This window comes from Vagococcus sp. CY53-2 (assembly GCF_022604695.1).
Lineage (GTDB): Bacteria > Bacillota > Bacilli > Lactobacillales > Vagococcaceae > Vagococcus.
Genome location: NZ_JALAHP010000001.1, coordinates 396,002 through 418,021, shown reverse-complemented (window position 1 = coordinate 418,021; position 22,020 = coordinate 396,002). Strand labels below are relative to the sequence as shown.

Annotated in this window: 18 protein-coding genes, 1 pseudogene and 1 riboswitch; of the genes and pseudogenes, 15 read left to right on the top strand and 4 right to left on the bottom strand. The window is 33.5% G+C overall.

What is annotated here, in order from left to right; genetic code table 11:
- Positions 1-44 precede the first annotated feature (44 nt).
- From MN581_RS02005 to MN581_RS01965, 9 genes are all read left to right on the top strand, one after another.
- On the top strand, positions 45-1,460 hold the full coding sequence (locus MN581_RS02005) for a DUF1958 domain-containing protein (RefSeq protein WP_117972860.1): 1,416 nt from the start codon (positions 45-47) through the stop codon (positions 1,458-1,460).
- A gap of 33 nt (positions 1,461-1,493) precedes the next feature.
- Positions 1,494-2,342, top strand: a complete 849-nt coding sequence (locus MN581_RS02000) for an aldo/keto reductase (RefSeq protein ID WP_117972859.1) — start codon at positions 1,494-1,496, stop codon at positions 2,340-2,342.
- 60 nt (positions 2,343-2,402) lie between these two features.
- Positions 2,403-3,935, top strand: a complete 1,533-nt coding sequence (cls, locus tag MN581_RS01995; RefSeq protein ID WP_241699078.1) for a cardiolipin synthase — start codon at positions 2,403-2,405, stop codon at positions 3,933-3,935.
- Positions 3,936-3,970: 35 nt separating this feature from the next.
- Entirely contained in the window at positions 3,971-5,119 is a 1,149-nt protein-coding gene (locus MN581_RS01990) for a cysteine desulfurase family protein (protein WP_241699077.1), read from the top strand.
- 59 nt (positions 5,120-5,178) lie between these two features.
- Positions 5,179-5,520, top strand: a complete 342-nt coding sequence (locus MN581_RS01985) for a DUF1831 domain-containing protein (RefSeq protein WP_241699076.1) — start codon at positions 5,179-5,181, stop codon at positions 5,518-5,520.
- Between the two features lie 153 nt (positions 5,521-5,673).
- A complete protein-coding gene (gene mnmA / locus MN581_RS01980) occupies positions 5,674-6,801 on the top strand; it encodes a tRNA 2-thiouridine(34) synthase MnmA (protein ID WP_117973188.1) in 1,128 nt (375 codons plus the stop codon).
- Positions 6,802-6,856: 55 nt separating this feature from the next.
- A riboswitch (M-box (ykoK) riboswitch) is annotated at positions 6,857-7,029 on the top strand.
- A 384-nt stretch (positions 7,030-7,413) separates the two neighbouring features.
- Positions 7,414-10,056, top strand: coding sequence for a magnesium-translocating P-type ATPase (gene mgtA, locus MN581_RS01975; RefSeq protein ID WP_117972855.1), 2,643 nt, complete (start codon positions 7,414-7,416; stop codon positions 10,054-10,056).
- A 137-nt stretch (positions 10,057-10,193) separates the two neighbouring features.
- Positions 10,194-10,580, top strand: a complete 387-nt coding sequence (locus MN581_RS01970) for a DUF1033 family protein (protein WP_117972854.1) — start codon at positions 10,194-10,196, stop codon at positions 10,578-10,580.
- On the top strand, positions 10,501-12,576 hold the full coding sequence (locus tag MN581_RS01965; protein WP_241699075.1) for a DNA topoisomerase 3: 2,076 nt from the start codon (positions 10,501-10,503) through the stop codon (positions 12,574-12,576). The genes MN581_RS01970 and MN581_RS01965 overlap by 80 nt, the downstream gene beginning before the upstream one ends.
- A gap of 49 nt (positions 12,577-12,625) precedes the next feature.
- Here MN581_RS01965 and MN581_RS01960 read toward each other — a convergent pair whose 3' ends face one another.
- The 3 genes from MN581_RS01960 to MN581_RS01950 all read right to left on the bottom strand — a co-directional run bounded on the left by MN581_RS01960 (position 12,626) and on the right by MN581_RS01950 (position 15,470).
- Positions 12,626-13,363: an amino acid ABC transporter ATP-binding protein gene (locus tag MN581_RS01960; RefSeq protein WP_117972852.1), complete on the bottom strand. Its 738-nt coding sequence runs from the start codon at positions 13,361-13,363 to the stop codon at positions 12,626-12,628.
- Positions 13,364-14,809, bottom strand: a complete 1,446-nt coding sequence (locus tag MN581_RS01955; protein ID WP_241699074.1) for an amino acid ABC transporter substrate-binding protein/permease — start codon at positions 14,807-14,809, stop codon at positions 13,364-13,366. It lies immediately after the preceding gene.
- Positions 14,810-15,101: 292 nt separating this feature from the next.
- Positions 15,102-15,470, bottom strand: a complete 369-nt coding sequence (locus tag MN581_RS01950; RefSeq protein WP_117972850.1) for a YccF domain-containing protein — start codon at positions 15,468-15,470, stop codon at positions 15,102-15,104.
- 135 nt (positions 15,471-15,605) lie between these two features.
- Between MN581_RS01950 and MN581_RS01945 the strand changes: the two genes are divergently transcribed.
- From MN581_RS01945 to MN581_RS01935, 3 genes and pseudogenes are all read left to right on the top strand, one after another.
- Positions 15,606-16,298: a hypothetical protein gene (locus tag MN581_RS01945; protein WP_117973187.1), complete on the top strand. Its 693-nt coding sequence runs from the start codon at positions 15,606-15,608 to the stop codon at positions 16,296-16,298.
- A 79-nt stretch (positions 16,299-16,377) separates the two neighbouring features.
- Positions 16,378-16,843 (top strand): annotated as a pseudogene (locus MN581_RS01940) (DUF1456 family protein).
- A gap of 22 nt (positions 16,844-16,865) precedes the next feature.
- A complete protein-coding gene (locus MN581_RS01935; protein ID WP_241699073.1) occupies positions 16,866-17,321 on the top strand; it encodes a YaiI/YqxD family protein in 456 nt (151 codons plus the stop codon).
- A gap of 22 nt (positions 17,322-17,343) precedes the next feature.
- Here the strand turns inward: MN581_RS01935 and MN581_RS01930 are convergent, their stop codons facing one another.
- Positions 17,344-18,057, bottom strand: coding sequence for a GntR family transcriptional regulator (locus MN581_RS01930; protein ID WP_241699072.1), 714 nt, complete (start codon positions 18,055-18,057; stop codon positions 17,344-17,346).
- A gap of 143 nt (positions 18,058-18,200) precedes the next feature.
- On the opposite strand from MN581_RS01930, the gene MN581_RS01925 reads away from it, so the two are divergent.
- The 3 genes from MN581_RS01925 (at position 18,201) to MN581_RS01915 (ending at position 21,920) form a co-directional block, all read left to right on the top strand.
- The gene (locus MN581_RS01925) at positions 18,201-20,069 is read left to right on the top strand and encodes a beta-glucoside-specific PTS transporter subunit IIABC (RefSeq protein WP_241699071.1); all 1,869 of its coding nucleotides are present in this window, start codon (positions 18,201-18,203) and stop codon (positions 20,067-20,069) included.
- A gap of 2 nt (positions 20,070-20,071) precedes the next feature.
- Entirely contained in the window at positions 20,072-21,511 is a 1,440-nt protein-coding gene (locus tag MN581_RS01920; protein WP_305853355.1) for a 6-phospho-beta-glucosidase, read from the top strand.
- 118 nt (positions 21,512-21,629) lie between these two features.
- The gene (locus MN581_RS01915) at positions 21,630-21,920 is read left to right on the top strand and encodes a SemiSWEET family transporter (RefSeq protein ID WP_117972846.1); all 291 of its coding nucleotides are present in this window, start codon (positions 21,630-21,632) and stop codon (positions 21,918-21,920) included.
- Positions 21,921-22,020: the final 100 nt, after the last annotated feature.

Sequence of the window (22,020 nt, the reverse complement as noted above, 5' to 3'; positions counted from 1 at the left end):
AAGTTTGGTATTATAAATGGGATAATATATTAAAGGAGATTGGGATGGTATTAAAAAAGTGTTTAAAAAGATTATTTGTGGGAATGATCTTTTTTAGTTTTCTATTTGTAACACAGGTTTCAGCAGAAGAGATGCCAAGCATGATGGATTTAATTAATGAATCGGGTTTTACTGTCAATGAAGCAGATAAACCAAAAGGTGCTGTTTTGATAGATGCAAATACAGGACAATTCTTGTGGGGAGAAAATCCTGATACGCCACATAATCCAGCAAGTATCATGAAGCTGATGGTTGTTTATTTAGTTTATCAAGCAATTGAAGAAGGACAACTCACACTAGATACAACAATTGAAGCCAACGAGCGCTATGTGGCAATTTCTCAAATTTATCAATTAAGTAATAATAAGATTCAGTTAGGAGCTTCCTATCCAGTAAGAGAATTGCTAAAAATGGCAGTTGTACCCTCTTCAAACGTCGCGACGGTCATGTTAGCTGATTTAGTTGAACCAAATGCGGTATTAATGTTACAAAAAATGAATGATACAGCAAAAGAGTTAGGTATGACAAATACTAAAATAGTTAATATAACAGGGGCAGAAATTAGTGCGTTTCAAGGGATGTATGCAGCAGAAGGGGTAGATACATCAACCTTAGAAGTGGAGGCATCTAATACAACAACAGCAAGAGATTTAGCAACATTTACTTATTTTTTACTATCAAAATATCCTGATATTTTAACTATCACTAACTCACCAAAAGTGACATCAATGCTTGGAACACCATTTGAAGAAACATTTGACACGTATAATTATTCGCTACCAGGATTAGAATATTCTTATGAAGGGGTAGATGGGTTAAAGACAGGTTCGAGTCCTTCGGGTGGATTTAATATAGATATGACAGCCAAAAAAGGGGATTTACGTCTTATCGCGATTGTGTTAGGTGTGGGAGATTGGGCAGATCAAACGGGAGAATACAAACGCCATCCCTTTGCCAATGCAATGTTAAATTACGGCTTCAGTCATTATGAATACAAAACTATTTTAGAGTCTGGTGAACATGAAATAGATGGTAAAGTTATTATGACAGATAAGTCGCTATATGACACAGTGAAAAAAGATGAATCTTATACATTGAGTTTAGATGATGGCAATGTACTTGTTGTTAATGGGATAGAAAAAATTTCAGCGACTATTCCAGTAGTGGAAGTGTCCTATAAAGAAAAAGAAGAAGAACATTCTGTTAAAAAAGCATTAAAAAATACACCTGTTGAATCAATAGCATTAAGTATCCCAACAACGCAATCTGAATGGTTGCAGATAGCAAAACGATTTTGGAAAGAAATAGTTATTGGATTTATTAGTTTAATTTTTTTACTATTTTTAATAATATGGTATATTATTAAAAGAAACCGACGAAAAAGGATTAAAGAGAGAATGAAACGCTATTCTCGAAGGTAATTTTCGTTGAAAAAAATAAGGGAGGATGTAATGATGACAGAACAGACTTACTATACTCTAAAGGATGGTAACAGAATTCCAGTAGTGGGATTTGGTACGTGGCAAGCTGAAAGTGGTGAAATAGCAAAACAAGCAGTAAAATCTGCACTAGAAGCGGGTTATCGTCATATTGACACAGCAATGATTTATGGTAACGAAGAAAGTGTAGGCGAAGCAATTAAAGAAAGTGGTATTCCACGTGAAAGATTATTTATTACCACAAAGTTATGGAACAAAGATCATTCATACGATAAAGCAAAACTGGCTATCGATGAGTCCTTAGAGAGATTAGGTCTTGATTATTTAGATTTATATTTAATTCATTGGCCAAATCCAGTTGATTATCGGGACCATTGGCAAGAAGCGAATGCTGGTGCTTGGAAAGCAATGGAAGAAGCTCTCAACTCTGGAAAAGTAAAAAGTATCGGCGTTTCCAATTTTATGATACATCATTTGAAGGCGTTAGAAGAGATAGCTTCTTTTCAACCAGTGGTGAATCAAATTTATTTAAATCCTAGTGATCAACAACAAGAAATTGTTAGTTATTGTAAAAATAAGGGGATTTTACTAGAGGCATATAGTCCACTAGGGACAGGTGATATTTTTAAATTAGATGAATTAGAAGAAATCGCTAAAGCGCATGGTAAGACTGTAGCACAAGTTGTATTACGTTGGTCTCTTCAAAAGGGATTTGTGCCACTTCCTAAGTCTGTCACTCCTAGTCGAATTAAAGAAAATATTGAGTTGTTTGATTTTGAACTATCTGAATTTGAGATGGGACTCATTGATGCTTTACAAGGAAAAGCTGGTCAGGCAAGAAATCCGGATGAAGTTACCTTCTAAAAGGCTCTTTATTAAGAGCCTTTTTCTTCATTAAAAAGATGAGTAGATTGGGAGAAATTGATGGAAAAGTTATTAAAAGTTATCTCAAACAGAGCTGTTATTATTGTGTTATTAATCCTTCTTCAATTAGGTGTGTTATTTGCGATTGTGTTTAGATTTCAAAATTATTTTGTTTATTTTTATACGTTCTATTTATTAATTTCCAGTTTTGTTGTGATAAAAATTATTAATAGTCGAAGTAATCCAGCTTACAAAATTGCTTGGATTATTCCAATTATGTTAATTCCTGTTTTTGGGACAGTTATTTATTTAGTATTTGGACGTGTTCGCTTTAGTAAAAAAGAAAAAACAAAAATGGAAGTCATTCAAGAAAGAGAACAACTTGCCAATGAGCGAACAGTATCAAAAGCAAAAATAACAGATGGGAATCAAAATGCTATAATACAGTCTAATTATTTAAGTAAATATGGAGAATCTTCTTTGTTTACACATACAACCAGTGAATATTATCCATTGGGTGAACAAGCTTTTGAAGCCATGATTGAGGATTTAAAAAAAGCTGAAAAATACATTTTTATGGAATTTTTTATCGTTAATGATGGTGAAATGTGGCAAACTATTCTTGATATTATGATAAAAAAAGCAAGAGAAGGTGTAGATGTTCGATTTATTTATGATGATTTTGGATGTTTGTTTACATTACCTCATGGATATGATAAAAAGTTAAGAAAAGAAGGCATAAAGTGTTGTGTTTTTAATCCATTTATTCCTGTATTATCTCCAATTTTCAATAATCGTAATCATAGGAAAATAACTGTCATTGATGGAAAAATTGCTTATACAGGTGGGATTAACTTAGCTGATGAATACATTAATGCGATTGAGCGTTTTGGTCATTGGAAAGATAATTCAATCAAACTTGTCGGAGAGGCAGCATGGGGATTTTCTTTGTTGTTTTTATCTATGTGGGATTTTGTAAATTCAACTGAAAGTAGAGTAGAAGAATTTATTCCAATCTATGAGGCCAATGAACTACCGGAAACAAAAGGATATTATCAACCTTATGTGGATTCTCCATTTGATAGAGAAACAGTTGGAATGAATGTCTATTTAAATCTAATCAATCGTGCGACGGATTATGTCTATTTTACTACTCCTTATTTGGTCATTGATAATTTATTGATGGAAGCTCTGTGTAATGCCGCAAAAGGTGGTGTCGATGTGAGGATTATTACCCCACATATTCCTGATAAGTGGTATGTCCATACTGTGACCAAATCAAACTATGCTCAACTAATTGAAGCAGGAGTAGAAATATATGAATATACACCAGGTTTTATCCATTCTAAAACCTGTGTGGTGGATGGAGAGTATGCAACTGTCGGCACAGTCAATTTAGATTATCGTAGTTTATTTTTACATTTTGAATGTGGTGTGTGGATGTATAAAACGAAAGGAGTAGACGATGTCCTACAAGATCACTTAGAAACAGAAAAATTAAGTCAATTAATTACATTAGAAGAAGCAAAAAACGTGTCATTCCCTAAAAAAGTTTTACAGGCGTGTTTATCGGTTTTTGCCCCGTTATTGTAATAACAAAAAGATAGAAAAATGAGAGAGTGAAAAATATGCAAGCAGTTTATTTAGATCATGCCGCAACGACTCCGATGGCTCCTGAAGTGATTGAAGAAATGACACGAATTATGTCATCAACATTTGGTAATCCATCTAGTGTGCACCAATTTGGTCGCCAAGCAGAGTTTGAATTAGATATGGCAAGAGATGTCGTTGCTTCTTCGATTGGTGCACAGTCACGCGAAATCGTCTTTAATGGTGGTGGTTCTGAAGGTGATAATACAGTGTTGTTGGATATTGCTAGACAAATGAAACATCAAGGGAATCATATCATTACCACTAATGTTGAGCATTCAGCAGTAATGAACCCACTAAAAAAATTAATGGAGCAAGGATTTGATGTGACTTTTTTACCAGTAGACAACACTGGTAAGGTTACAATAGAACAAATTAAAGAAGCGTTAACTCCTGACACCATATTAGTGTCAATAATGTATGGAAACAATGAAATTGGAACGTTAAATCCAATTAAAGAAATTGGTCAGTTACTTCATGAAGAAAATGTTTTATTCCATACAGATGCAGTACAAGCATTTGGTAGTGAAATAATAGATGTGAATGAGTTGTTAGTTGATTATCTGACCATCTCTGCTCATAAAATTAATGGACCTAAAGGGGTTGGGTTTACTTATATTCGTTCAGGTCAACCAACGCCTGTTTTAATACAGGGTGGTGACCAAGAAGAAAAAAGACGAGCAGGAACCGAAAATCTTGCTGGAATAGTGGGACTAAAAAAGGCTGTATCACTTCTTACAGCAGAGAAAAAAGCTGAAAATAAAGAACATTATAAACAATTCGAACGCCTTATTTTAGAGGCATTAGATGAGCAACAGATAGAGTATCAGATAAATGGAGACACAGAAAATAAATTACCTCATATTTTAAACATTTGGTTTAAAAATGTTCCTAATAACATTTTGTTATCTCGTTTAGACTTAGCTGGTTTTGCCATATCAATTGGATCTGCATGTAGTGCAGGAGACGTAAAACCGTCACGCATTATTCAAGCCATTTATTCAAAAGACAGTAATGCAGCTAAAGAATCAGTCAGAATGAGTTTTGGCTATGGGGTGACAGAAGAGCAAATTATTGAATTTGCACAAACCTTAGTATCGACGATTCAATCAATGTTGAAAAATTAGTTGGTATTTGTAGACAGAGTCATTATAATGAAAGTATCAATTTTATTAGGAGGGTTATTATGTCATTTTTAGAAAAGGCAACAGTAGAAGGGTGCCCACAGTTCTACAAAATAAATCCAAGGGCAAGAGCCTATACGTTTAAAGATTATGGTTTCCAAGCAACACCTTCAGGAAATTTACAATTGGTGAGACCATTAGATATTTCACCACAAGCTAAACAAAGTCCAAAATTAAAAATTACTGTAGCAAAAGACTTAAAGACTTTAAAAATGTCTTTAACAACTGCTAATGGATTAAAAACGATTAATATTTTTAAATCGGATGATCAAAAAGATAAACAAGAGCAATTTTACTACATTATGGAAGATTTAATGTCTTTTGATTGCCTTGAAAAAGCATAAAATGATAAAAGAACTGTCATGTGACAGTTCTTTTTTTGTGTCAAAGAGATGATTTTATTAAGCAAAAACGCTATAATGTAATAACTGAAAAAATACGACCTTCAAATCGTAGTAGATTTTCAGAATCTATAAAAAGAAATGATGGTGATGAGTTTGACAGATAACAGTCAAATTAAAGTAGTAGTCGGTATGAGCGGTGGCGTGGATTCATCTGTAACTGCCCTAATACTAAAAGAACAAGGCTATGATGTAGTTGGAGTCTTTATGAAAAACTGGGACGATACGGATGAAAATGGTGTCTGTACCGCAACAGAGGATTATAAAGATGTGGCGAAAGTAGCGAATCAAATAGGTATCCCGTATTATTCTGTGAATTTTGAAAAAGAATATTGGGACCGTGTATTTGAATACTTTTTAGCTGAATATAAACGTGGTAGAACACCAAATCCTGATGTCATGTGTAACAAAGAAATTAAATTTAAAGCCTTTCTAGATTATGCCATGCAACTTGGTGCTGATTACGTGGCGACAGGTCATTATGCCCAAGTGGTTCGCGATGAAGACGGAACATCTCACATGTTACGTGGGGTAGACCAAAATAAAGATCAAACGTACTTTTTAAGTCAACTTTCTCAAGAACAATTATCTAAAACAATGTTTCCACTTGGACATATGGAGAAAAAAGAAGTTCGTGAGATTGCCGAAAAAGCTGGACTGGCAACTGCTAAAAAGAAGGATTCAACAGGTGTTTGTTTTATTGGTGAAAAGAATTTTAAAGAATTTCTTGGAAAATATTTACCAGCGCAACCTGGAAAAATGATCACGTTAGATGGTGATATTAAAGGCGATCATGCTGGTTTAATGTATTATACCATTGGTCAAAGACAAGGATTAGGAATCGGTGGTGGTCAAGGTGAATCAAGCGAACCGTGGTTTGTTGTGGGAAAAGACTTATCAACAAATACCTTATATGTAGGACAAGGATTTCATCATGAAAACTTGTATTCAACACACCTGGAAGCAAGTGACGTTCATTTCACTATTGATACACCAAAACCAAAAGAATTTAAATGTACAGCTAAATTTAGATATAGACAACAAGATATTGGTGTCCGTGTGGTATTATCAGAGGATCAAACACAAGCAACTGTTTATTTTGATGAACCAGTGAGAGCAATTACCCCAGGGCAAGCCGTTGTTTTTTATGACGGCATGGAATGTTTAGGTGGCGGATTAATCGATACGGCATTTTATGAAGATAAACAACGTCAGTACATTTAATTAAAAAAGGTGTTGACAGAATGTTTCTAATACGATATAGTTCTGTGTGTAAGAAAAATAGATTAGTTAGGTGAGGCTCCTATACAAACATAGGCTACTGCCCAAAAATGTCGAGAGACGCCAATGGGTATAACAGAGATGATCGATATAAGGTTTTCTTTAACGTAGCTAAAGTTCTTGGTAACTTTTACGTTGTATAGTGCTAAAACTCAACGATTGGATCTCACAAATTTATTTAATGTGTCTTTACGCCTTTCGTCGAGTTTTTGGACGGAAGGTTTTTTTTGCGTTTTCTAATCAATCAAAGGAGGGGTAATTGTTTTTTAAAACTATTATTCTTATAAAAATAGCAAACAAAGGAGATGGAAACACATGGAAGATAGTAGTCACGGTCGAAGTTATAAGGGTCATGAAGAGTGGGAAATAAAAAAAGTTTATTATTGTCTATCTGTTTCTACCTCAGAGAGATAAGTTGATAGCTTGTAACCACTTCTCAAAAGGACCCAATAATAAGGAGGAATACACATGATACATACAAATTTGAGTGGCATACTCTTTTTTATGGTCGGGTGTTTCTTATGGATACAATTGGTGAGAAAGAAGGTTACTACAATGGAAAAAAAAGAAGCAGCAAACTACAAATTTTTTGCACAAACAAGCGTTGATAAATTATTTTCAACATTTAAAACAAGCCTTAGTGGAATAAATAATAACGAAGCAGAAGTATTAAGGGGTGAGTATGGTGAAAATGTTATTTCACATAAAAAGAAAACACCATTTATTGTAGAAGTATTAAAAGCATATTTTACACCGTTTACGACAGTACTATTAGCATTAGCTATTATTTCATTTATAACTGATTATGTGATTGTTCCAACAGATGAAAGAGATTTAACAGGAGTCTTAATCATTGTGGCAATGGTTGTTTTAAGTGGAACTATGACACTTATTCAATCAGTCAAATCAAATAATGCAGCTGAAAAGCTTAGTAATATGGTAAAAGTGACAGCAACTGTCTTAAGAAAAGGTGAAGAAGTTGAACTACCTATCGAAGAAATTGTGTGTGGCGACATTATTAAATTATCAGCTGGAGATATGTTACCAGCAGACGTTAGATTGATTCGTACAAAAGACTTGTTCGTCTCACAAGCTGCTATGACTGGTGAAAGTTATCCTGTTGAGAAAAAAGACACATTTACTATGAGAAACAAAGACACAGAAACAGATTATGAAAACATTGCCTTTATGGGTAGTAATGTTGTGAGTGGTAGTGCCATTGGATTAGTCATAGCAGTTGGAAATGGTACATTGTTTGGTCAAATTGCCAAAGATGTGTCCGAAAAACATACGATTACTAGTTTTGATGTTGGCATTTCAAAGACATCCTGGTTATTAATTCGTTTTATGATGGTGATGGCTCCAACAGTATTTTTAATTAATGGTTTGACAAAAGGCGATTGGTTAGAAGCGTTCCTATTTGGTTTATCAGTTGCAGTAGGATTAACACCTGAAATGTTACCAATGATTGTGACAACGAACCTTGTAAAAGGTGCGTCAACAATGGCGAAAAAAGGCACTATCATTAAAAATTTAAACTCTATTCAAAACTTTGGGGCAATTGATGTATTGTGTACAGATAAAACGGGAACTTTGACACAAGACAAAATCATTTTAGAGTATCACCTAGACGTTGATGGAAAAGAAGACGACAGAGTATTAAGACATGCATTCTTTAACAGTTATTATCAAACAGGATTAAAAAACTTAATGGATAAAGCCATTATAGAATCAGCTGAAGAAGAGTTAAACATGAATGTCAATGCGTATAAAAAAGTCGATGAAATTCCATTTGATTTCCAACGTCGTCGCATGAGCGTTGTGATTGAAGATGCGTTTGGAAAAACTCAAATGATTACTAAAGGTGCTGTTGAAGAGATGCTTGACGTATCAAGCTATGTTGACTACCGCGGCAGTGTGGTTCCCTTAACAGAAGACATTAAATCAACTATTTTAAAAACAGTGGATGAACTAAATGAAGATGGATTACGTGTGATTGCGGTTGCTCAAAAAACAAATCCAAGTGTGGTGGGTGAGTTTTCTGTTAAGGACGAAAGCGACATGGTATTAATTGGCTATTTAGCATTCCTCGATCCACCAAAAGAAACAACGAAAGACGCTTTAAAAGCATTAAAAGAGCATGGTGTTGGTGTTAAAGTATTAACAGGGGACAATGCTTTAGTCACTAAATCTGTGTGTAAACAAGTCGGATTAGAAGATGAAGAGTTAATTACAGGGTCTGAAATTTCTCGTATGAATGATGTTGAATTAAAAGTTATTGCAGAAAAATACAATATTTTTGTTAAATTAACACCGTCTCAAAAAACACGCTTAGTAAAAGTATTACGAGATGCAGGTCACACTGTTGGCTTCATGGGTGATGGTATTAATGATGCACCTGCTATGAAAGAAGCTGATGTGGGTATTTCAGTAGATACAGCGGTTGATATTGCTAAAGAAAGTGCGGATGTTATTCTATTAGAAAAAGACTTAATGGTGTTAGAACGAGGTATTTTAGCAGGACGTACAACGTTTGGTAACATCATGAAATATGTCAAAATGACAGCAAGCTCAAACTTCGGAAATATGTTCTCAGTTGTTGTGGCAAGTATCTTCTTACCGTTTTTACCAATGTTGCCAATTCAATTGTTATTCTTGAATTTAATTTACGATATTTCTTGTATGTCAATTCCATGGGATAATATGGATGCAGATTATTTAGAAGAACCCAAAAAATGGGATGCAAGCCGTATTGGGTCATTTATGAAGTGGCTTGGACCTACAAGTTCAGTGTTTGATATTACAACGTATGCTTTAATGTATTTTGTCATTTGTCCAGCAGTGGTTGGTGGGTCATATCACACATTAGGAGCTGAACAACAAGCATTGTTTATTGCTGTATTCCATGCCGGTTGGTTTGTTGAATCATTATGGTCTCAAACATTAGTTATTCATACATTAAGAACACCAAAATTACCATTTATTCAAAGTAGAGCATCATTTATTTTAACAACGATTACGTCTATTGGTATTGCAATTGGTTCATTCTTACCATTTACAGCGTTTGGTCAAGATTTAGGATTAATGCCATTACCAGGGCAATACTGGATTTATTTAGCACTGACTATCGTTGCTTATCTAATGCTTGTAATGATTGTTAAAAAAATCTATGTAAACCGTTTTGGTGAGTTATTATAATAGAAATTTAAAAAGAAACGAGTGATAACTTGTTTCTTTTTTTTTAACACGATAAAATAGATAAGTCGTAAGATTTGTCAATTTGGATATTTTCACATAGTCTATAAGTAAAGTGTAAAAGAAGGGTGGACAGGTAGATGTATCAAGTTATTCAGACTTATAGTGAAGATGAACCTTGGTGGTTTTTTGAAGAATGGGAAAAAAATATAAAATCAGAAGAGGCTTTTGATAAATTTCATGATGCGGAAAAAGCATTTATGAAACAATATGATCAATTAAAACAAGACTACGAAGAAGTAAAATGCAAAGATCCTTATTTAGTCGCTTTTTGGAACGATGAAGAATACGTATATTGTGAAGACTGTGATGAAGATTTACAAGCATACAGAGGATTAATGCTGGTAAGTGAGTACAAAAAATTAGATTTAGGAGATAATGACTCAGATGAAGCAACTGGTAATAGCAGAAAAACCAAGTGTTGCCAGAGATTTAGCCAAAGTGCTAGGGGCAACCAAGAAAACTAAAAATTATATCGAGGGAGATAGATATATCGTAACTTGGGCTTTAGGTCATTTACTTGGCTTAAAAATGCCTGAAGATTATAACAAAGACTGGGCAGAGTGGAACATGAATACCTTACCAATGATTCCTGAACGAGTAGGGATAAAACCACTACCTAAAACACGTCCGCAATTAAAAGCTATTAGTCAATTAGCTAATCGCAAAGATGTATCTGAAGCCATTATCGCAACTGATGCAGGACGAGAAGGAGAGCTAGTTGCACGCTGGATTTTACAATATGTCAAGTTCAAAAAGCCAGTGAAACGTTTATGGATTTCTTCCCAAACAGATAAAGCCATTAAACAAGGATTTAAACAATTAAGACCGAGTAAGGAGTATGACAATTTATACTACTCAGCTGTGGCTCGTGCCGAGGCTGATTGGTTGGTTGGGTTAAATGTGACACGAGCGTTAACTGTAAAATACAAAGATAGTTTATCAGCAGGACGTGTTCAAACACCGACTCTTGCGATGGTTAGACAACAAGAAGAAGTCATTGAGAAATTTAGACCGGAAACCTATTTTACGCTAGATGCTGAATATGATGGTGTGGTAGGACATTTGCAATTAAAAAATCCTAGACAGTATAAAGAGAGACAAGCATTAGAAGATTTAGTCGCATCATTTGATGGAAAATCGTTAATGGTTGAAGAGATTCAAGTGAATGAAAAAACAGAGTATGCACCACTTCCTTATGATTTAACAGAAATTCAGCGTGAAGCAAATCAACGTTACCAATATTCTGCTAAAAAAACGTTATCGATTATTCAACGACTTTATGAAACTCATAAAGTGGTTACTTATCCAAGAACAGATTCAAAACATTTAACGACTGATATGAAATCAACGATGAAAGAACGTTTGATTGCAGTGACACAAATGTCACCAGAACTAGTAAAACGTTTGGTTAAAGATGGAGCAGTAGTAAAACAGCAAAACGTATTCCAAAATGCAAAAGTGACCGATCATCATGGTTTGATTCCAACTGAACAATCAGCTCGACTTGAAAAATTAGATAATGATGAAATGAAAATCTATCGCATGATTGTGGACCGTTTCTTAGGCTTATTTTTACCGCCATATAAAGTATCAATTGAAACGATTACAGCTAAAGTAGACCAATCAATCTTTGTTTTTAAACAACAACGTGTTCTTGAAACGGGGTGGAAACAAGTTGAACAAACAACCAAACAATCGGTTGTCTTTAAAAAAGGAACGGCAATCAAAGCTGTTTATAAGATTAATAAACAACTGACAACTCCACCAAACCCATTATCAGAGGGAACGTTGCTTGGAAAGATGGAAAAACATAATTTAGGAACACCTGCAACACGTGCCGAAATTATTGAAAAATTAATTAGTTCAGATTTAATTGAACGCCAAACTCATCGCTTAGTCGTCACAGCAAAAGGAAAACAATTATTACAGTTGGTTAATCCATCCCTTGTAACGCCAGAGTTAACACAAAAATGGGAACTATCTTTAGAAAAAATAGCGAATGGCCAATTAAAACATCAATCTTTTATTAAAGACATTGAAAAAGAAACCACTCGTTTAGTTAAAGAAATTAAAATGAGTGAAGAAAAGTATGTCGATCATTCATTAACCAATAAAACTTGTCCTGATTGTGGTAGCCAATTAAAAGAAAAGAATACAAGAGATGGCAAAATCTATGTATGTAGCAGTGAGACTTGTCGTTACAAACGACGTAAAGATCCAAAAGTATCCAATAAGCGTTGCCCGCAATGTAAAAAGAAAATGATGATATTAGAAAATAAAAATGGTTCATATTTCAAGTGCGGTGGCTGTCAATACACAGAAAAAATGCAAAGTGGCTCAAAAGGTAAGAAAAAAATCTCGAAACATGAAGAGCGAAAATTGATTAAAAAATATAATCAAGCAGAAGAGATGGAAAGCCCACTTGCGGCAGCTTTAAAAGCAGCAATGAAAGAAGACTAATAAAAAAGGAATGACACAAGGTTTATCACCTTACTGTCATTCCTTTTTATTATATGTTTAATACTTTATTTAAGAAGTCTTTTGTACGGTCATGTTGAGGATTTTCAAAGACTTGTTCAGGTGAACCATCCTCTAAGAAATTACCCCCATCAATAAACATCACACGATTTGCCACTTCTTTAGCAAATCCCATCTCATGAGTGACAATTACCATTGTCATACCTTGCTCAGCTAAATCTTTCATAACATTTAGCACATCTCCTACCATTTCAGGGTCAAGTGCTGAGGTTGGCTCATCAAAGAGCATAATATCTGGATTCATGGCTAATGCTCTGGCAATGGCGACACGCTGTTTTTGTCCTCCTGATAAAGAGTCTGGGTAGCTATCTTTTTTATCAGCTAAGCCAACTGATTCAAGTAAACTAATTGCTTTTTCATTTGCTTCAGCTTTAGATAATTTACCTAGGTCAACAGGAGCTAATGTTATATTTTCTAAAATAGTTAAATGAGGAAAAAGATTAAAGTGTTGGAAAACCATCCCAATATGTTGACGGACTTTATTGATATTAGTATTTTTATCCGTTAGATTTGTACCGTCAACAATAATATTTCCACTTGTAATTTCTTCTAATTGATTTAAGCAACGAAGAAATGTGCTTTTCCCAGAACCTGATGGGCCAATGATACAGACCACATCGCCTTTTTTGATAGAAACATTAATATCGTTTAATACAGTGTGTTCATCATATTTTTTTACTAAATGCTCAACTAATATTTTTTCAGCCAATTAGTTCACCTTCTTTTCTAAAACTTTTGCTAATTTTGTTAATGCTGTAATCAAAATCAAATAAATCAATGCGATAGTAAAGTAAACCATTGTACTTTGTAAATTCCTTGCTACGATAATCTTTCCAGCTTGTAATAATTCGATTAATCCAATGGCAGATAAAATTGTGGTATCTTTTAAAGAAATAACAAATTGATTAACAAATGATGGAATCATAATTTTAATTGCTTGTGGTAGGATAATTTTTTGCATTGCACGGTGGTAAGAAAGCCCTAGACTTCGAGAGGCTTCCATTTGACCGACAGGTACGGCATTAATACCTCCTCGGACAATTTCAGATAGATAAGCACTGGAGTTAAGAGTTAAGGTAATGATACCAGCTAAAAAGACAGGAATATTAAAACCTAGTATACCTGGCATACCAAAGTAAATAAAGAAAGCTAGTACCATCAATGGGATACCACGAATAATATCCACGTAGATTGTTGCAATGATTCGGAGTGCTTTAGAAGGAGAGACACTAAATAATCCAATAATAATCCCAATAATTAAAGCTAAAATAAATGAGATTAAAGTTAATTTAATGGTCATCCATAATCCGTTTAATAAGCTTTTCCAGTTATTTTTAATCATGCCAGCAAAACTTGTTTCATCTACTGCAGTTTCTTCAGTACTTGTATCTTTACCTGATGAAATGTATTTGTTGATAATTTTATCGTACTCACCAGACGTTTTTAGATTTTTTAAACCTGTATTGAATTTTTCTAATAATTCTTGATTTTGTCCTTTTTTAACAGCGAATCCATAAGCACTACCTGTTTCTTTTTCGCCAACTAATTCTAATGCTTGCCCATTTGTAATGGCATATCCAAGAACAGGATAATCATCAAAAATTGCGACTGTTTCACCGTTTTCTAGTGATTTATAAAGTCCGGTAGCATCATCAAAATTTTTAATCGTGTAGCCATATTTTTTTTGGTTTTTTTCTAAGAAAGCAGCACTTTCAGTACCCACTTTTGCAGCGACCGTCTTTCCTTTTAAATCATCATAACGTTTGATAGAGGTATTTCCTTTTTTAACAGCCATTGAAATGCCACTGTCAAAATAAGGATCTGAGAAATCAAATGATTTTTTTCTCTCGTCTGTGATACTCATACCAGCTACCATACCATCGACTTGTTTCGATTGAACAGCTTGTACCGCACTATCAAATCCTAGAGGTTTTAAATCTACTTTAAATCCTTGATCTTTTGCGATAGCATTTATTAAATCAACATCAATTCCTATGTAAGTTCCACTAGAGTTTTGATACTCAAAAGGAGCAAACGTTAAGTCAGTCCCAATTGTATAAGTTTTTTCTTCTGCTTTTACGTTAACTCCGAAAGCTAGGATAATTATTGAAGTTAATAAAGCAATGAATGAAAATAAAGAATATTTATTTTTCATGAAGGTTCTCCTTTTTTTTCTGTTTTTTTCATTATAGTTTAAAAAAATAGAAAAACACAAGCTTTATGTTAGATTATCTTACATAAAGCTTGTGCTTTTTACCAAAAATATTAAAAAACGGTTTAGTTTTTTAACTATCATTCTTTGTTTTCAGTTGGACTTAAATTCTCATGGCATTTTAATAGCCGACTAAACTAATGTAGTTTAGCAAATCCAACTTCAAGGATTGCATGTAGCAGGTATGTTGTTCATAGAAGTAATCATTAAGAGTAAATGTTATAGCAGATAGTTGTTATCTTTTATAAACAACTTGTGCACCAAAAGGCATCAAGGCTAGTCTGGCTAATTTAAATGATTGTTTACCAAAAGGAATTCCGATAATAGTAATGCAGAGAAGAATGCCACTTATAGCATGCATCATAGCTAAAGGAACTCCGGAAATAAGTAACCAAAAGATATCGACAACAATGGATAGACCACTGCCTATATAGATAACTTTCTTATCAAAAGGCCAAAAGGAAAGTCCAGCTATTTTAAAACATTGGAGGCCGATAGGGATGCCAATAATGGTTATACACCAAATACAACCGGTTAAAAGCCATGAAAAGCCCCCAATAAATCCTCCAAAAATAAACCAAATAATATTCCCAAAAAATGTCATAATAAGTCTTCTTTCTATGTTAAATTCTATTAATAAAAGCATTTATTCTATCATCATGGTAGAATGTAGTTAATTGATTATAACATAGACATATAATGTATACAAAAAGGGGAGATGATAGTGGAAAATATCTTTATGACATTTATAACCTATTCCATTGTAGGATGGCTGTGGGAAAGTGTTTATTGTTCGTTAAAAGCGCGACATTTTGTATATCGAGGCTTCTTATTAGGCCCATATTGTCCTGTTTATGGGTTTGGTGTGACAGCTGTTTTATTACTTGTCCCAGACAAATCAGGTACACTTTTAAATCTTTATTTTAATTCTGTTGTGATTGTGACTATTATTGAATTTATAACAAGTTGGTTACTAGAAAAATTATTTAATATGTCATTGTGGGATTATAAAAATGTTCCCTTTAATATTGAAGGACGAGTAGCTGTCCCAGTCTCAATGTTCTGGGGAGTGGGATGTTTATTCCTAATTAAAGTGATTAATCCAGTCATACAAGATGGCATTACAAACTTTATAAATGCCACTAACAATATTGGTCCCATTATTTTATTTGTTTTATTTACGGTAGATGTTATCTCAACATTAATTTTTACAGCGACTACCAAAAAAGAAGTTGCTTCATCAATTGATACGAGTGATAAGGAAAATGCTGGTATTAAAGAATATCGTTTAAAACACTTATTTGAAAACAAAGAATCAGACCATAATAGATTGAAAGTTTTACAAGACTTGAAAAATAAACCACTAAAATTAAAACATCACAATCTAAATCGTTTGCTTAAAAACTATCCGAATTTAAAATTAAAAAAATAGGGTTAGGCCTATTTTTTTTGCTGCTCATAAATGAATTGGCTATGTTATAATGGTTCTATTACATAAAAAGAGGTATGGTATGAATAACAATGATCGGTTAACGCGTTTAAGATACGCACTTGATATTAAAGATAATGATATGGTCGAGCTTTTTTCTTTAGGTGGCGTGACTGTTACAAAAGAAGAGTATTTATCAATGTTAAATAAAATTGATGACGACTTGTATGAAAATATGTTAGAAGATGAAATGTTTGAGAGATTTTTAAATGGCATGATTATTTCACAGCGTGGGAAAAAAGATGATGACCAGGTAGTCTATGAATTGCATGAAGGAAACGCAAATAATGTTTTTTTAAAGAAAATAAAAATTGCATTATCTCTTACAACTGATGATATGCTTCATTATTTAGATGAGGCAGGGGCAAGTGTTTCTAAAAGTGAATTAAGTGCTTTTTTAAGAAAAGAAGGACATCGAAATTACAAAGTATGTGGAGACCAACTACACAAGACATTTTTTAAAAGGCTTAATGACTGATTATAGATAATGATTATTTTAGGAGGTGACTTATGCGTTTTGTCATTGATGGGGATGGGTCTCCGGTAAAAAATGAAGTGATCCAATTAGGAGAAACGTATCAAATTCCTGTTGTTATCGTGACAAGTATTGATCACTACACAAATAAAATTTATCCAGACTTTATTGAGTTTATTTACGTAGATAAAGGAAGTGACAGTGCTGATTATCGTATCGTAAAAGAAGTAGAGGATCATGATATTATTATTACTCAAGATTATGGTTTGGCTTCTCTTTTACTAACAAAACCAGTGCGAGTATTTCATCATAGCGGACAAGAGTATACAACACGCACGATTGATACGTTACTTAATCAACGTTTTATAGGTAGTCAAATGCGTAAGGCAGGAAAGAAAACAAAAGGTCCTAAAGCATTTACCCAAAAAGATAAAGAGATATTTATTGGGAAAATATTGGATATTATTAAGATAAAAAATAACCTTGGCTAAAAAGTTAAGGTTATTTTTTATTTTATGAATATATTTTTGTACTTTGTAAAAAGAATTGAGAATTAACATAATGGTAGATTGTTTTAGAAAAATCAAAAGCCTCTCCAGATGATAAGTAAAATAACTCATCAATTAATAATCCTGGATCCCCCTCATTTAATTCTAATAAGTCACTTTCATCTTTATTTAATTTTATGACATGGATATATTTATCAGAGAAGCTAATATTCAATTTCAAAGCTGTTTTACAGTAATCAAAAATAGAATGCTCTGCTATTTCAACATTTAAGTAAGGGATGATCGCTTTATTGTAATAGGATTCTTCTATACAGAGAACTTGAGAATTAATATATCGTATTCTTTTAACATAATAGACATTCTCTTTATCATCTAAACTTAAATGCTCCCTAACTTCCAATGGTGGAATTAATTCACTAAGTTCTAATACTTTAGACGTAATATCAAATTCACCTAAATCAGCTGTAAATCCTTGATTTTCACTGAAATTAATATAACCTTTTCTTTTTTTTCTCCTAACAAATACACCACTACCTTGTATTTGGTAGATAATTCCTCGTTTTTCTAATAAATCCAATGCTTTAACAATAGTACTTTTACTGACGTGATAAGTCTCTATCAATTCTTTAAAGTTTGGTAACCTACTACCATGGTTTAAGTTATTTTCAACAATTGATTCCTCAATTAATAATGCAATTTTTTCGTATTTTAACATCATAATAATTCCCTCATTTATATCCCTAAAGTTTTGTTACGATAGTTTTCTTTATTTTATCACAAAAAAATAAAAAAGATAGGTATTGACAAATTGTGCATGCACAATTATTATTTGTATATAAAATTTAGAGAGGAAGGCGAATCATGAGTAAAGTGAGAGACTATTCAAAGTTGGCACAAGATATTGTTGAAATACTTGGTAAAGATAATATTTCAAATGCTACACGTTGTGCAACAAGATTAAGATTGGTGTTAAAAGATATTCCAACTGATGCAAAAGAAAAAATTTCAACACTACCTGGTGTTATATCTGTCGTCATAAATAATGGACAATTTCAAATAGTGATTGGTCCACACGTAGGGGAAGTGTATGATGCGTTTACTGAATTAGTAAATGTTGATACAACTGAGGAAGAACCAAAAGGAAGTATTCTAAATCGTATTATTGCTACAATGTCTGCTGTATTTGCACCATTTGTTTATATTCTTGCAGCCGCAGGTATTTTGCAAGGAGCACTTATCTTAATTAATTTAGCTTACCCGGCCTTTGCATCAACTGATACTTATCGTGTTTTTAGTTTCATTTCTTGGGCACCGTTTACATTCTTGCCTATTTTTATCGCAATTACGGCATCCAAGCATTTTAAAGTAAATACATATATTGCTGTCGCGATATCAATGGCACTTGTGTCACCTGATTGGACAACAATGGCATCAGAAATTGCTTCAGGAAAGCATTTAACATTTTTTAACATTCCATTAAGTGAAACAGTCTATACATCATCAGTTTTACCGCCACTTATTATGGTTTGGTTGTTGTCTTATTTAGAAAAATTTGTAGAAAAAAGATTGCCTGGAGTGGTTAAGCCATTACTTACTCCATTGATTTGTATGGTTATCATGGTTCCTGTGACTATTTTAGTATTTGGTCCGGCATCAGCTTTCCTTGCAAACGGTATCGCAAATGGTTATAACAGTCTAGTACAAGTTGCACCACCTCTAGCAGGTGCATTAATTGGTGGATTCTGGCAAGTAGTTGTTATTTTTGGGGTTCATTGGGGAATTACTCCTGTTGTTATGGCGAACTTTGATATGTATGGAAGAGATTCATTCCAAGCATTTCAAACCATTGCAGTGGTAGCACAAGTAGGAGCAGTTTTAGGAGTGTTCTTGAAAACTAGAAACAAAGAACTTAAAGGGGTGTCGTTATCAGCCTTTATTACTGGTTTGTTTGGTATAACAGAGCCAGCTATTTACGGGGTAACACTTCGATTTAAAAAACCATTTATTTTTGGCTGTATATCTGGAGCAATCGGTGCGATAGTTGCTAGTTTCTTCAATCCATACTATTTTGCTTACGCTGGGTTACCAAGTTTATTAACAGTTGTTAATGGAATTAATAGTGAGTTTCCAACTTCATTCATCGGAATCGTCATTGGATGTCTGATTGCACTTGTTGGTTCAGCTGCATTAGTAATGATTTTCGGGTTTGGTGAAACAAATGAAACAGATAAAGAGTTAAGCGAAGACATTGAAGGAAAAGTGAGAAAAGAGTCAATAGTTAATTATGATATGCCAACACCAATTATTGGAGAAGTCATGGCTTTAACTGATGTACCAGACGAAGTATTTGCTAGCGGTGCGATGGGGTCTGGAGTTGCCGTTAAGCCAACTGATAATAAAGTTTATGCCCCATTTGATGGTGTTGTAACGATGGTAATTGATTCAAAACATGCCATTGGTTTAACGAGCGATACTGGAATCGAATTATTGGTTCATGTTGGATTGGATACAGTTAAATTGGAAGGAAAATCATTTAAATGTCATGTTGTTCAAGGTCAATCTGTTAAAAAAGGTGACCTGTTATTAGAATTTAATGCAGAAGAAATCGAAGAAGCGGGTTATTCATTAATTACGCCAGTTATTATTACGAATTCTTTTGAATTTAAATCTATTCAAACAGAGGAAAATAATATAGTCAATGTAAACGATAGTCTTTTAAAATTTAATTAGAGGTGATAAAAATGGATAAAAACTTTTTATGGGGTGGCGCATTAGCTGCTCATCAATTCGAAGGCGGATGGAATCAAGATGGAAAAGGTCCAAGTGTTATTGATGTTATGACAGCAGGCGCACATGGTGTACCAAGAGAAATTACAGAAACAATTGAGGTAGATAAATTCTATCCAAACCATGAAGCAATTGATTTTTACAATAGGTATAAAGAAGACGTAGCATTGTTTGCTGAAATGGGATTAAAGTGTTTAAGAACATCCATTGCGTGGTCACGTATCTTTCCAAATGGAGATGAAGATACACCAAATGAAGCTGGGTTACAATTTTATGATGATTTATTTGACGAGTTATTAAAAAATGGTATCGAGCCAGTTATTACATTATCTCATTTTGAAATGCCGTTGCATTTGGCTAAAGAGTATGGCGGGTTTAGAAATCGTAAAGTGATCGACTTTTTTGAAAAATTTGCGATTACATGTTTTGAGCGTTATAAGAATAAAGTAAAATACTGGATGACTTTTAATGAAATCAATAACCAAATGGATACTAATAACCCTATCTTTTTATGGACGAACTCTGGTGTAACGGTTGAAGAAGGAGAAAATGCGAAAGAAGTCATGTATCAAGTTGCTCATAACGAATTAGTTGCTAGTGCTAAAGCAGTTATTGCTGGTAAAAAAATAAATCCTAATTTTGAAATAGGTTGCATGGTCTCTCATGTTCCAATTTATCCCTATTCATGTAATCCAGCTGATATTATGGCAGCTGAAGAAGCGATGCGTCAACGATTCTTTTTTGCTGATGTTCATGTACGTGGCTACTATCCAAGTTATGCCATGAAAGAATTTGAACGTGAAGGATATAATCTGGATATTCGCCCAGAAGATTTAGAAATATTAGCTAAGGGAACAGTTGATTATGTTGGTTTAAGTTATTATATGTCAACAGTTGTTAAAGCTGATGTGAATAACGATAACTTAGGTAATGTGGTGAATGGTGGATTACCAAATAGTGTAGAAAATCCATATATCGAAACAAGTGATTGGGGATGGGCAATTGATCCTGAAGGCTTGCGTTATGGATTGAATCGCTTGTATGATCGCTACCAAATCCCATTATTTATCGTAGAGAATGGGTTTGGCGCAATTGATGAACTAACTGAAACAAATGAAGTTCACGATCAAAATAGAATTGATTACTTAGTGAAACATATTGAAGCTATTAAAACAGCGATTGATTATGATGGCGTAGCAATCATGGGTTATACACCTTGGGGGATTATTGATTTAGTATCCTTCACAACTGGTGAGATGAAAAAACGCTACGGAATGATTTATGTTGACCGTGATAATGAAGGAAATGGTTCGATGAATCGTTATAAAAAAGATTCGTTTGATTGGTATAAAAAAGTGATTGAAACAAATGGAGAAGAGCTTTAAATATATAAAACTATTAGTCTGTACTGGCTAATAGTTTTTTTAATAGCTATTAATTAACCTATTTTTTAAAGTGTGTTATCCTACTATATAAGAAGAGCTTCGTATAGGAGGAAAAAACATGGGAGACAATAAATCTGCCAAAACAAATCAGTCTGAAACCACATTTATTAAGTATATCAGTTGGATTGCAACCATTACAGCAATTCTAATGTATGTATCGTACATTCCACAAATAAGTAATAATTTAGCTGGAGATAAAGGTAGTCCTGTTCAACCCTTAGTTGCAGCAATTAACTGCTCACTTTGGGTGATGTACGGATTTAAAAAAATGCCACGAGATTGGCCGATTGTACTAGCAAATTTTCCGGGAGTCATTTTTGGGATAATTACTTTTTTAACTGCTTTGTAGTAAAAAATGATTATTAAACCAAAAAATTTGAAAATTGACGTAAATTTGCCTTGAAATAGTTATAATATGGAAGAGTTTATGACTTAAGTAGTATTATATT